The sequence below is a fragment of the Bradyrhizobium sp. CCBAU 51753 genome (assembly GCF_015291565.1).
In the GTDB taxonomy this organism is placed as follows: Bacteria; Pseudomonadota; Alphaproteobacteria; order Rhizobiales; family Xanthobacteraceae; genus Bradyrhizobium; species Bradyrhizobium ivorense.
In genome coordinates this window covers 3704792-3718046 of sequence record NZ_CP030037.1, presented here as the reverse complement: position 1 = coordinate 3718046, position 13255 = coordinate 3704792, and the positions used below count along the sequence as shown (strand labels likewise).

At 64.4% G+C, this 13255-nt stretch carries 7 protein-coding genes; 4 read left to right on the top strand and 3 right to left on the bottom strand.

What is annotated here, in order from left to right:
• Positions 1-3 precede the first annotated feature (3 nt).
• Positions 4-1143, top strand: a complete 1140-nt coding sequence (locus XH93_RS16395; RefSeq protein WP_194474319.1) for an acyl-CoA dehydrogenase family protein — start codon at positions 4-6, stop codon at positions 1141-1143.
• A gap of 127 nt (positions 1144-1270) precedes the next feature.
• Positions 1271-2479, top strand: coding sequence for an ABC transporter substrate-binding protein (locus XH93_RS16390; RefSeq protein ID WP_194474318.1), 1209 nt, complete (start codon positions 1271-1273; stop codon positions 2477-2479).
• 31 nt (positions 2480-2510) lie between these two features.
• Here XH93_RS16390 and XH93_RS16385 read toward each other — a convergent pair whose 3' ends face one another.
• Entirely contained in the window at positions 2511-3674 is a 1164-nt protein-coding gene (locus tag XH93_RS16385; protein ID WP_194474317.1) for a patatin-like phospholipase family protein, read from the bottom strand.
• 189 nt (positions 3675-3863) lie between these two features.
• On the opposite strand from XH93_RS16385, the gene XH93_RS16380 reads away from it, so the two are divergent.
• On the top strand, positions 3864-4736 hold the full coding sequence (locus XH93_RS16380) for a LysR family transcriptional regulator (RefSeq protein WP_194474316.1): 873 nt from the start codon (positions 3864-3866) through the stop codon (positions 4734-4736).
• Here the strand turns inward: XH93_RS16380 and XH93_RS16375 are convergent.
• Both XH93_RS16375 and XH93_RS16370 read right to left on the bottom strand, forming a co-directional pair.
• Positions 4726-5607, bottom strand: coding sequence for a tetratricopeptide repeat protein (locus XH93_RS16375; protein ID WP_139863726.1), 882 nt, complete (start codon positions 5605-5607; stop codon positions 4726-4728). The genes XH93_RS16380 and XH93_RS16375 overlap by 11 nt on opposite strands.
• Positions 5608-5712: 105 nt before the next feature.
• Positions 5713-6366 (bottom strand): FecR domain-containing protein, encoded by a 654-nt coding sequence (locus XH93_RS16370; RefSeq protein WP_246799637.1) that lies wholly within the window; start codon positions 6364-6366, stop codon positions 5713-5715.
• A 410-nt stretch (positions 6367-6776) separates the two neighbouring features.
• Here XH93_RS16370 and XH93_RS16365 point away from each other — a divergent pair, with 410 nt between their 5' ends.
• Positions 6777-13223 carry a DUF5801 repeats-in-toxin domain-containing protein gene (locus XH93_RS16365; protein ID WP_194474314.1) on the top strand — a complete coding sequence of 2149 codons (6447 nt, stop codon included), beginning with the start codon at positions 6777-6779 and terminating at the stop codon, positions 13221-13223.
• Positions 13224-13255: the final 32 nt, after the last annotated feature.

The following is a 13255-nucleotide window of genomic DNA, read 5'->3' as shown; positions in this document are numbered from 1 at the left end:
CGTATGAGTTTCACCGAGGAGCAGATCGCGTTCCGCGACAACGTCCGCAAGATGGTCGCCAGGCACGTGGCGCCGATCGCCGCCGAGATCGACGAGACCGATCGCTTCCCGCTCGAGCTCGTCAAACTGTTCGGCGAGATGGGGCTGATGCAGCTCTGGGTGCCGGAGCGCTACGGCGGCCCGAACGGCAACCTGACCATGGCCTGCATCGCGCGCGAGGAGATCTCCAAGGTCTCGCCGGCCTGCGCGTCGATCGCGGCGCTCAACACCATGTTCATCATGCCGCTGCTGCATTTCGGCTCCGAGGAGCAGCGCCAGAAATATCTGCCTGTTATCGCCGAGGGCGGCGTCGTGACGGCGATTGCGATCTCCGAGCCGCAGGCCGGCTCCGACGTCGCCGCGCTCAACACCCGCGCCGTCAAGAACGGCGACAGCTACGTCCTCAACGGCCGCAAGCAGTGGTGCAGCTACGGCGTCGTCGCCGACTATATCGTGGTGATGGCGCGGACCAGCGATGGCAACGGCGCCGACGGCATCAGCGCCTTCATCGTCGAGCCGAAGAAGATGCCGGGCATCTCGTTCGGCCGCCACGAGCGCAAGATGGGATTTCGCGGCGCCCCCAACACGCCGATCTTCTTCGACAATGTCCGGGTCCCGGCGGAAAATCTGGTCGGCGAGGAAGGCAAGGGTTTTCGCGCCTCGATGCGCGCGCTCGACCTCAACCGCCCGACCATCGGCGCGCAGTCCGTCGGCCTCGCGCAGGGCGCGCTCGACGCCTGCGTCGCCTACGCCAAGGAGCGCAAGCAGTTCAAGAAGCCGATCGCGGAATTCCAAGGCGTGCAGTTCATGCTCGCCGACATGGCGATGCAGATCGAGGCGGCCCGCGCGCTGGTCTATGAATGCGCCCGCGCCGGTGATGCCGGCGACTGGAAGCGCCTCAACGTCCTCGCCAGCATGGCCAAATGCGTCGGCAGCGACATGGCGATGAAGGTGACGACCGACGCCGTGCAGATCTTCGGCGGCTACGGCTACACCATGGACTATCCGGTCGAGCGCATGATGCGTGATGCCAAGCTGACCCAGATCTTCGAGGGCACCAACCAGATTCAGCGCGTGGTGATCGCCCGCGAGCTGCTGCGCTAGAGCATGATCCGGAAAAGTGTGAAGGGGTTTTCCGAAGCGATCATGCTCAAACAAAGAACCAAAGCGCGATGATGATCGCGCGTTAGACGGACAATTTTCAAGAAAATACAAGAGGGAGGAAATCGTCTTGAACCACATCAACCGCGTATTGGCGGCCGCTGCGCTGTCGTGCCTGCTGGGAGCCCCCGCTTATGCCCAAAAGGCCTATGACCCCGGCGCCAGCGATACCGAGATCAAGCTCGGCCAGTCGACGCCGCTGAGCGGTCCGGCCTCGGCGTTCGGCGCAGGCGCCGGACGGGCCGTGGTTGGATATTTCGAGATGCTGAATGGGCAAGGCGGGATCAACGGCCGCAAGATCAGCTTCACGCAGCTCGACAACGCTTACAGCGCCCCGAAGGCTGTCGAGCAATCGCGCAAGCTGGTCGAGGATGTCGGCATTCTGGCCGAAGTCGGCACCATCGGGACCGCGCCGAACGTTGCGATCCAGAAATACCTCAATGGCAAGCAGGTGCCGCAGCTCTTCATCACCGCGGGCGGACGCCGCTTCAACGATCCCAAGACATTCCCGTGGACGGTTCCGCTGTACCCGGACTTCGAAACCGAAGGCCGCGTCGTTGCCAAGTACATCCTGGCCGCAAAGCCCGACGCGAAGATCGGCGTGCTCTACCAGAACGACGACTACGGCAAGGACTACCTCAAGGGTCTCCGCGCCGGCCTCGGCGCCAAGGAGACGCTGATCGTTGCCCAGGCTTCCTACGAATTGGCCGATCCCACGATCGACTCGCAGATCGTGCAGCTCAAGGCGGCCGGCGTCGACACCCTGATCGAGCAATCGTCGTCGAAGGCGGCGGCGCAGTCGATCCGCAAGGTCTACGAGCTCGGCTGGAAGCCCCTGCACATCATCGGCGGATCGACGGCATCGGTCGAGACCATCCTGAAGCCGGCGGGCCTCGAAGCATCGAAAGGGCTGGTGACGACGCAATTTCTCAAGCAGCCCGGCGATCCGGCCTGGGCCAATGACGCGGAGGTCAAGGCCTACAAGGAGTTCCTGAAAAAATACGCTTCCTCAGCCAATCCGGACGACTACTCGGTGCTCGTGGCCTACATGAATGTCCACGCCATTGAGCGGACCTTGCAAAAATGCGGCGATCGGCTGACCCGCGAAAACCTGATCAAGCAGGCGACCCTGCTCCATGGCGAGCGGCTGCCGATGATGCTGCCCGGCATCTCGATTAGCACCAAGCCCGGCGACTACACGCCGTTCCGCACCCTGCGGATCGCGACGTTCGACGGCGAGAGCTGGTCGCTGACCGGCGAGCCGCTATCGGCCGATTGAGCGTTGCCGGCATCCCACAAGCAGGCCGGGTTCACTCCGCAGCGATTGCGCCGTACCCTGCTTCGTGCAGGATCACGCCTGAGAGCGTATCGAACTGGCCGGCCCAGGGCTTGCGGGCCAGCACGTCGCGGGCATGAGCGTAGCCGGCCTCCCAGCGCTGCCTGATGCCGGACGGGCTGAAGTCGACGTCCTTGGTGTGGTCTTCATGCGACAGCTGCGGCGCCAGCAATTGCACGACATGCATGCGCGTCTGGCAGCCATAGGTCATCAATTCCCTGACTTCGGGGCGGCTGCGCTCAGCCTCCGGCAACCTCGCCGCCAGCTCGTTGATGACGTGGCGCAGACGATGCGTCTGCTGATGGCGCGTGATCTGGCTGGCGATCCGGCTGGAATACTGCACGTCCTTGGTGCGGTTGAGCACCTCTGCCATGGTCGCCGGTTCGGGGCTGACCGGATTCCACAGATGAACGCTGAAGATCAGCGAGTCCCGCCGCGGATTGTCGTCGAACACCACTTCGGTCGGCGTGTTGGAGAGGATGCCGCCGTCCCAATACAACTCGCCGTCGACGCGCACCGCGGGAAACGCCGGCGGCAGCGCGCCGGACGCCATGATGTGCCGGGCGTCGAGCTTGCAGCGGCTGCTGTCGAAATAGGTCATCTGGCTGCTGCGTACATGCGCGGCGCCCACTGTCAGGCGCGGGCGGCCCTGATTGATCAGATCGAAGTCGACGAGTTCGCCGAGCGTGCTCTGAAGCGGTGCCGTGGAATAGTAGCCGGCGCGATCGGCGCCGAGTGGATAGCTGTGGCCTGCATGGGCAAACGGATTGGGCGTGAAGAAGCCCGCAATGCCTTGGAGCAGCGTCGTCCAGTAGGACCAGCTGTTTCCGAGCCCCGAAAAGGCCTCCGGCGGATCCCAGCTGGAAGAGCGCTGCACGCGGCTCCAGAATTCGATGAGCCGCGCCAGGCGGTGCTGCGGCGCGTTGCCGGCGATCAGGCTGGCGTTGATCGCCCCGATCGACGTCCCGACGATCCAGTCCGGCTCGACGCCGGCTTCATGCAGCGCCTGATAGACGCCGGCCTGGTAGGAGCCAAGCGCGCCGCCGCCCTGCAACACCAGTACGATTTGCCCCGGCAGGTTATTCGAGCCGCCGCGCGCAAATTCCACAACACCGGACGATGTCGTCGGTCGCTGCATTCAGGCCTCCTGCTGTCGCATCCCGGCATACGCACCCGCGCCTGATTGACGGCCCCGGCCGGTCCTGTCAATCGCACAAGCGCGTGTCCCGCCTCGCCTGTTCGCCGCCGGCGCAGCGAAGAAAATGGCCAATTTCCGCCGATCATGGCAGACAGGCGCAGCGATAGCCTCATTCCTGCGGAGAATAGGATGGATCGTCTGGCAGCGATGGAGACGTTCGTGCGGGTCGTCGAAACCGGTTCCTTCTCCAGCGCGGCGCGGCAGCTCCGGGTCGGCCAGCCGGCCGTCTCGAAGTCGGTCGCGCAGCTCGAGGAATATCTCGGGGTCAAGCTGCTGACCCGCTCGACCCGCGGCCTCAGCCCGACCGAGGCCGGGATCGGCTATCTCGAACGCGCCAGGCGAGCGCTGGAGGAAGCGGCGCAAGCCGAGCTCGCCGCGCGCGGCGCCGGCCTCAAGGGGCGCCTGCGGGTCTGCGCCGCCGTCACCTTCGCCCGGATCCATCTCATTCCGACGCTGCCGAAATTCCTCGCGCAGAATCCGGACCTGGAGCTCGAGGTCATTCTCGACGACCGTCAGATCGACCTCGTCCAGGAAGGCATCGATGTCGCGCTGCGCATGGGCCGGATGCTGGATTCGACGTTGACCGCACGCCGTGTCGCGCGATGCAAACGCCTGGTGCTGGGCACCCCGACCTATTTCGATCGCGCCGGAACGCCGGCGACGCCGAGCGAGCTGGTCCGGCATCAGGCCGTCATCTACCTCCGCGAAGGCAGCGTGTGGTCGTTCCAGCGCGAGAGCACCGAACTCGCCGTGACCGTACAGGGCCGGCTGCGCGTGACGGCGGCGGAAGGCGTCCGGGCGGCCGTGCTTGCCGATGCCGGGATCGCGGTCGCGTCCGAGTGGATGTTCAGCCCCGAACTGCGATCGGGCGCCGTGCGCGCGGTGCTGTCGGACTGGAGCCTTCCGGCGCTCGACCTGTGGGCCGTGCTGCCGACCGGGCGCGCCGCGACCGCCAAGGCGCGCGCATTCGTGGATTTCTTCGAGCGCACGCTCAACGCATAGGCGCTTCTATCTTCACGCCGTAACGTTCGAAGTCGTCGGCGATGTTGCGCTGGATTGCCCTGGCCGCCGCAATATCGCCGTCGGCGCCCGCCTTGTCGCCCTGCTTGAGCTTCGCCAGTCCGCGCCCATGGAGCGCGCTCGCCAGCTTCGGATCGATCCGAAGCGCAGCACTGTAGTCGTCGATCGCCGCGGCAAGCTGGCCGGTCTTCAGGTAGATCAGGCCGCGCGAGTCGTAGGTCGCGGCGTTGCCAGGTCCTGACTGCAGCACCTTGTTGCAATCCTCCAGCGCCTCCTTCAGCGCGCCGAGGATCGCGCGGGTCCAGCAGCGGCCATTCCACACGCCATCAAGCTTCGGCTCGATCTGGATCGCCCGATCGTAGTCCTGCGCTGCACGCTCGTACTCGTTCTTCTTCAGGTGAGCCTCGGCGCGGTTGGCAAAGGCCTGGCCGTAATTGGGGTTGATCCGGATCGCCTGATCGAACGCTTCGGTCGCAAGATCGTAGTCGCGCTTCTTCAGGAAAACCACGCCGCGATTGTTGAATGCCCTGGCGTAGCTTGGATTGAGCTCGATCGACTGATCGAAATCCCCGATGGCGCGGTCGTAGTCCCGCTTCGCTGCATAGGCGATGCCGCGATTGTTGTAGACGACAGCCAAGGCATCGGTCGACAAGTCGTCATGCGCATCGATCAGCGCCGTGCAGCCGGTGATACGAGCATCGGTGGGCGCGCGGTCAGCGCCGCTGCACAAGGCCATGTTCCGGAGATAATTATCCTTCTTCGGGTTCTGCGCGACCGCCGGCAACGACAGCAGCAGCAGGATGACAAGCGGCGCAAGGCTGCCAATGACCCCGGTCCTTGCACGAACTCTCATCTCGGGCCCCGGTTCTTGAAAATATGCAGTCGCCTATTCCCGCGGGTCACCGCAAGGCCGCAGCCTTGCGTGCACCGGGAATGGCCTGCGCTCAAAAATATGCTCCTAGCACCCCCGGCAGACGTTGGGATCGAACTTGTGAGTATATTGCACCGGTTTCAGCGCGGCCCGTTTCCCGGGCTTTTTCGCCAGCGTGGACTTGCCCTCTTCGATCAGCGTCGCAAATCTGTACGTGCCGTCCTCTGATATCTCGATGCGCGGCGTGGTGCCCCGAATTCCCATCGTTGCAACGGGGGTATCGATCTGCATGTCGCCGGTCTTCGCAATATTGCCGGCAACGAACGTGAACGTCCCCTTGGTCAAACTGAGCAAGGTCGAATTCGATGTGCTGTTCGGGTCATACACGAAGTCGGTCATCACCATGCGGGCGTTGCTCGCAAGGTTGAACGAGGTCCCATCGATGAAATTGATTCCGAGCTTGCTGTTGGCTTCGGTCCGCACGACGTCGCCCTGATAGACGAGGTCGCCGACCTTCGCTTGAGGGGGTTGACCGGACGTATTCGCTTGGACGACGGCCGCGCCGCGATGTTCAATCACGGCGGTACCGGTCACGGACACGACCTTCCCGATGAGCTTCGGTCCGGCGTCCTGAACCGCGGGCTGTACGCCAGTCTCCTGCGCTTGCGCCGGACCAACGATGGCAATTGCCAGCGCCAGCAGGCTGCCTGCGAGCAATTGACCAATCAAACGCGCACGCATGATCCCCTCCATGCTGAGAAGATCTTGTGTCACAGCCCGAGAGTTGAATTGGACCGCCGAGCCGGGACCGCAGGACCTTATGTGTGCCAGGCGCGCAATTGCGGACAGGCCGATTCGGAGCCTGGCGGAGCCGAAACAAATTAAAATCTGGACAATCTACTTACGAATTATACAATATTTTCCATGGAACCGCACTTCTGACAATACGTCAGCATCGCTGTCGTATCGACGAACAGGCGCTCTCCTGAAAGTTAGTTTTTGCTACCGAATTAAGGTTCAATCGAGACTTTTCGGCCCGGCAGAATTCTGGTTGCCGGCACTGGAATATTTTCACTTCGCGGCGCGAGCACGCCAGATCAAAAACACTGCGGCACCACGCTCCGCCTGAGTACTCGGCAGGCGAAAAGCCAATGTTTGTTGCGTCCGGCGCGGAGCTCGGGGCGTGTCAGGCCGCGTTGGGCCAGCAGCCCCAGTTGATTGGTCATATCCAGGCGGCGACGGGCAGCGTCACCCTCAGGAGCGCCAACGGCATTGTCATTCCGGTCGCGACCGGCATCTCGCTCTATCAGCGTGACGTCATCGAGACCACAGCCGACGGGCGGATCCAAATCCGCCTGATCGATGGCACCGTGCTCAACCTGTCCGGCGATACCCGCGCGGAGCTCAGCGAATTCACCCGAGATTCCGGCGGCGCCCCGCAGTCGGCCCTGGTCGCAATCAGCAAGGGCATCTTCGCCTTCTTCGGCGGCCAGCTGGCAAAGGCGGGCGCGCTCACGGTGGACACGCCCGTCGGCAGCATTCGCAGCCGCGCCGCCGCCGGCGGCTTCGGCATGCTGTCGCTGACGGCACTGACCTTCGCGCTTCTGGAAGAAGCCCGGGCCGCGGACCCCGACGTCACCTTCCTGGACGACGAACCCATCACCTACAAGCACTTCAAGCACGGCTGGTTCGAGCTCGTCACCAAGGAGGCGATCCCCCGACACTTCACGGTCGAGGATCCCGGACAGACCATCGTCCTGACCAAGCGCGAGTCATCGATCAGCGCGATCCAGGTCACGAATACGTTGGCGCGCATGCAGGAATTGCGGGCGGCCCAACAGGAGACGCTCGGCAATTACGAAAAGGGAATGGACGCGAAGGGATCCGGCGCGACTCCGTTCGACAAGTTGCAGCTGCTGCAGCCGATCAATTTTAACCATGCCGACTCGCTGACGGTGCCAGATGCGCTCGGGCCGCTGCCGGGGTTTCTCACGCTACTCTACGAGCCGTTCAAACCGCCGCCGAAACCGCCAATCCTGAACCTCGGGGCCGCGCCGACCGAAGTCGACACGGTGATATTTGACGCTTTCACCGCGGTGCACGGCACGTTCTCCGCCAGCACCAGCAACAACGGCCAACTGATCTTCAGCCTCGCCGGCGGGACTGCAGCCAAAATGGTGCAGGGCCAGCAGGCCTACGACATCTCGAGCGTCGGCACGTTTGGCACGTTCTATCTCAACAGCACCACCGGCGCCTACACCTTCGTTCCGAACAATGACGCGATCAATGCGCTGAAGGAGAACACCACCCAAAGCTTCACCATCACGGTATCGGACGGCGTGCTTTCGAGCACCCAGGTCTTCAATATTCCTATCGTGGGCGCCAACGACGCCGCCCACATTACCGGCCCCACGACCGGCACGGTGGTCGGGGCAGTCGGCGTCACCGATGCCTCGCCTGCCCTGTTGATTGCAACCGGCACGCTCGCCGACACCGATGTCGACGATCCCGCCAACACCTTCACGGCCGTCACCTCGCCGACGAAAAGCGCGACTGGCCTTGGCACGTTCACGATCACGACGGCCGGCGTGTGGACCTACACGCTCGACAACGCCGGCAAGTCCGTGCAAGCGCTCAAGGTCGGCGACGTGGTGACCGACAGCTTCACAGTGACCACGATCGGCGGCACCCCGCAGGTGGTGACGGTCGTGGTCCGCGGCCCGTTGATCGGGGTGGCAGGACCGGGTCCGTCGCCGGTCCTGAGTGAGGCGCATCTGACGGCAACGGCGCTCGACGACAACGTCGCCGGCTCGGCACCGAACGCTGCGCTGACGTCGACCACGGCGGACTTCTCGGCGGCGTTCGCCTCGGCCCAGGGCATCGAGGGCACGACGATCAGCTACGCCCTGACGATCACCGGCGGCACCGGGACCGCGTCGGGTCTGATCGACTCGCATACCGGCCTGGCCGACGTGCTGGTTTTGAACGGCAGCACCATCGAGGGCCGCGTCGCCGGCGGCGCGCTGGCCTTCACCATCACCGTCGATCCGGCGACCGGGCTCGTGACGTTCACCGAGTACCGGGCCGTGACGCAGCCGCTCGGCACCAACCCCGACGGCGGCGAAGGCGTGTCGCTGCCCGTCGGGCTCGTCAATCTGGTTGCGACCGTCACCGACCAGAACGGCAACTTCCAGCGCGCCAGCATCGATCTCGGCAAGCAGCTGACGATCACCGACGACGGCCCGAGCATCGCGGCGACGGAAGCGGTTCCGCATCTGACGCTGAGCGAGACCCATCTGACGGCAACCGCGCTGGACGACGGCATCGCGGGCTCGGCCGCCGACACAGTGCTGATGGCGACGTCGGGCGACTTCGCTGCGGCCTTCAGTTCGGTTCGCGGCGCGGATGGCGCTGCAATCAGCTACGCGCTGGCGATCGCCGGCGGCGATGGGGCGGCGTCGGGCCTCGTCGACTCGCACACCGGCCTTGACGACGTGCTGGTTCAAAACGGCAATACCATTGAAGGCCATGTCGGCAGCATCGGCGGAATGCTGGCATTCACCATCACGCTCGATCCGGCGACCGGGCTCGTGACCTTCGTCGCGTACCGCGCCGTGACACAGCCACTTGGCAGCGATCCGGACAACGGTGAAGGCATCTCGCTCGCCGGCGGGATCGTCAGCCTGACTGCAACGATCGTGGACGCCGATGGCGACTTCCAGCGCGCGAGCCTCGATCTCGGCAGCCGCCTGACCATCACCGACGACGGGCCGACGATCGCGGCGACCGGCGTCGCTCCTTCGCTGACGCTGAGCGAGACGCAACTGACGGCGACCTCGGGAGACTTTTCGGCGGCGTTCAATTCGGTGCAAGGCGCCGATGGCGCCGCCATCAGTTACGCGCTGACGATCAAAGGCGGCAACGGGGCCGTGTCGGGCCTGACCGATTCACTCACTGGTCTCGCCGACATCCTGGTTCTGAACGGCAACACCGTCGAAGGCCGCGTCGGCAACGCCGGCGGCGCGCTTGCCTTTACGATCGCGCTCGATCCGGCAACCGGGCTCGTGACCTTCACCGAATACCGCGCGGTCAAGCAGCCGCTTGGCGCCGATTCCGACATCGGCCAAGGCTCGTCGCTGACCTCGGGCGTCGTCAATCTGGTGGCAACGATCGCGGACAAGGACGGCGACATCCAGAGCGCCAGCCTCGATCTCGGCAGCCGGCTGACCATCACCGACGACGGCCCGACGATCGTGGCGACCGGACCGGGTCCGGCCCTGTCCTTGAGCGAAACCCATCTGACGGCGACGGCGCAGAACGACAACATCGCCGGCTCGGCGCCGAACGCCGCACTGACCACGATTTCGGGCGACTTCTCCACGGCGTTCAGCTCGGGTCAAGACACCGATGGTGCGACGATTGCCTACGCGCTGGCGATCACCGGCGGCAACGGCGCCGCATCGGGCCTGGTCGACTCCCACACCGGTCTCGCCGACGTGCTGGTGCGCAACGGCAACGTCATCGAAGGCCGTGTCGGCGCGGCGGAAGGCATGCTGGCCTTCACCATCACGCTTGATCCGGTCAGCGGGGTCGTGACGTTCACCCAGTACCGGGCGGTGAAGCAGCCGCTTGGTACCAGCCCGGACGATGGCGAAGGCAAGTCGCTGACATCGGGCGTTGTCAGCCTGGTTGCCACCATCACGGACAATGACGGCGACTTCCAGCGCGCGAGCCTCGATCTCGGCAGCCGGCTCACCGTCACCGACGACGGCCCGGCGATTGCGGCGATTGGACCGGGTCCGGCGCTATTCCTGAGCGAGACGCATCTGACGGCAACCGCGCAGAACGACAATATCGCCGGCTCGGCGCCGAACGCGGCGCTGATGACGATCTCAGGCAGCTTCGCCACGGCATTCAGCTCGGTTCAAGGCGCCGACGGCGCAACGATCAGCTACGCGCTGACGATTGCCGGCGGCAACGGCACCCCGTCGAGCATGATCGACGCGCACACCGGTCAGGCCGACGTGCTGGTTCAAAACGGCAACACCATCGAAGGCCGCGTCGGCGCGACCGGCGGCGCTCTGGCTTTCACCATCACGATCGATCCGGCGACCGGGCTCGTGACCTTCACCGACTACCGGGCGGTGAAGCAGCCGCTTGCCACCAGTCCGGACGGCGGCGAAGGCAAGTCGCTGACATCCGGTATCGTCAGCCTGGTTGCAACCATCACCGACAAGGACGGCGACTTCCAGAGCGCGAGCGTCGATCTCGGCAGCCGGCTGACCATCAATGACGACGGCCCGACGATCGCGGCGACAGGAACGGTGCCGTCGCTGAGCCTGAGCGAGACGCACCTGACCGCAACCACGCTGGACGACAACATCGCCGGCTCGGCGCCGAATGCGATGCTGACGACAATCTCAGGCAATTTCGCCACGGCATTTAATTCAGTCCAGGGCGCCGATGCTGCTGTTATCGCCTACGCGCTGAGCATCACCGGCGGCGACGGTACCGCGTCCGGTCTGGTCGATGCACACACCGGTCTCGCCGACGTGCTGGTTCGCAACGGCAACAGCATCGAAGGCCACGTCGGCACGGCCGGCGGCACGCTCGCCTTCACCATCACGGTTGACCCGGCGACCGGGCTCGTGACCTTCAGCCAGTCTCGCGCGGTGAAGCAGCTTTCCGGCAGCAACCCCGACACCGGCGAAGGCAAGTCGCTGACATCAGGCATCGTCAATCTGATCGCAACCATCACGGACAAGGACGGCGACTTCCAGAGCGCGAGCCTCGATCTCGGCAGCCGGCTCACCATCACCGACGACGGCCCGTCCATCGCCGCCACCGGAACGGCGCCGTCGCTGAGCCTGAGCGAGACGCATCTGACGGCAACGGCACAGAATGACAACACCCCCGGCACCGCGCCGAATGCCGGCCAGACGATGACGTCGGCAAATTTCTCCACGGCGTTCAACTCGGTTCAAGGCGCCGATGGCGCGACGATCGGTTACGCATTGAAGATCAGTGGTGCCGCCTCCGGGCTGGTCGACTCGCACACCGGCCTCGCCGACGTGCTGGTTCAAAATGGCAACACCATCGAGGGCCATGTCGGCACGGCCCTCGGCGCGCTGGCTTTCACCATCGCGGTCGATCCGGTGAGCGGGCTCGTCACCTTCACCGAGTACCGTGCGGTGACGCAGCCGTCCGGCACCAACCCCGACGGCGGCGAAGGCAAGTCGCTGACGACAGGCGTTGTCAGCCTGGTCGCAACGATCACGGACAAGGACGGCGATTTCCAGACCGCGAGCCTCGATCTCGGTAGCCGGCTCACCATCACCGACGACGGCCCGACGATCGGCGGGTTCGACCACACCGTCATCCCCGCGCAAAACGATCAGACCGCCACCGGCAACTACACCATCAAGTTCGGCGCGGACGGCGACGCCGCGATGCTGGTCGCCATCCACAATGGCGCGGTCGACGACACCGGCTACAATCTGGCGACGTCAGACCTCGGTGGCGGCATCACGTCGGTGCACGTGACCGGAAATGGCGACGATTACACCTTCTATTATTCGACCCATGCCGCGAATGGCGGCGTGGAACTGGACGCCTATTTTTCAAATACAGGCGGAGCGCTGAGCGATCCCTACTTCACGCTGCTGATCAACCCGGATGGAACCTACTCCGTCGATCTCAAGAGCGTCGAGGTGCTGAAGGAAGTCACCGTGAGTGGCTCCAATTTCCCGTCCTCCGGCGGCGGCACGCCATCGCTCAGTTCCCCCGACGAACAATTGATCATCACCGGGTCCGACACCGCCGGCAATCCCATCAACGTCAAGGCATCGAGCAACGGTATCGCGGTCGGCGCTACCGAGCTGAAAATGGATCCCGACGAGCAACTGAACCTCAGCTTCCTGCAGGAGCAATCGCACGTCAGTTTCATTCTCACGCAGTGGCAAGGAAACGGCGTTGCGAACGTCACCTTCAAGGTGCTTGACGGCAGCGGCGACGTCCATGACTTCAACATCGACGTTGCGAAGCCGTCGGGCGGCGTTGCCAACGTCGTGGTGCTGAAGACGTCGGATGCTGCGTTGATCAATACCTCTGCGTTCGACAGCACGACCACGACCTATACGCTCTACGTCGGCCAGGAGTTCAATCAGATCAAGGTCGACTACAATCAAGCGGTCACCGGAAACACCAGCTTCACGGTCAACGACATTACCTATGACGAGAAGACGACCATTCCGAGCACGGATCTGCTGTTCGATGTGTCGGCGTTCGACAAGGACGGCGATTCGGCTGCGACCAACCTCCGGGTCGATATCGTCGGCGGCACGCATGGCGGCACTCTCACCTCGGCGGCCACCCTGGACAGCACTGCATTCGACTTCAGTTCGTTCCAGGCCAGCGACCAGAGCACGGCGCCCGAGAGTTTTGCCGCGATCGACACGTCAATGCCCGGCGACACCCTGGCGTCGTCGAGCCAGCACGAAGCGGCCGCTGCCATTCTGCCGGCGCCGATCTCGGACGCGTTCGTTCCTACCCATACGGCCATCCTTGCACCCCACCTGACGCACGATCTGGTGGTGTAGCGGCTTTGCGCATCGCGAGGGTCAGCATTGGC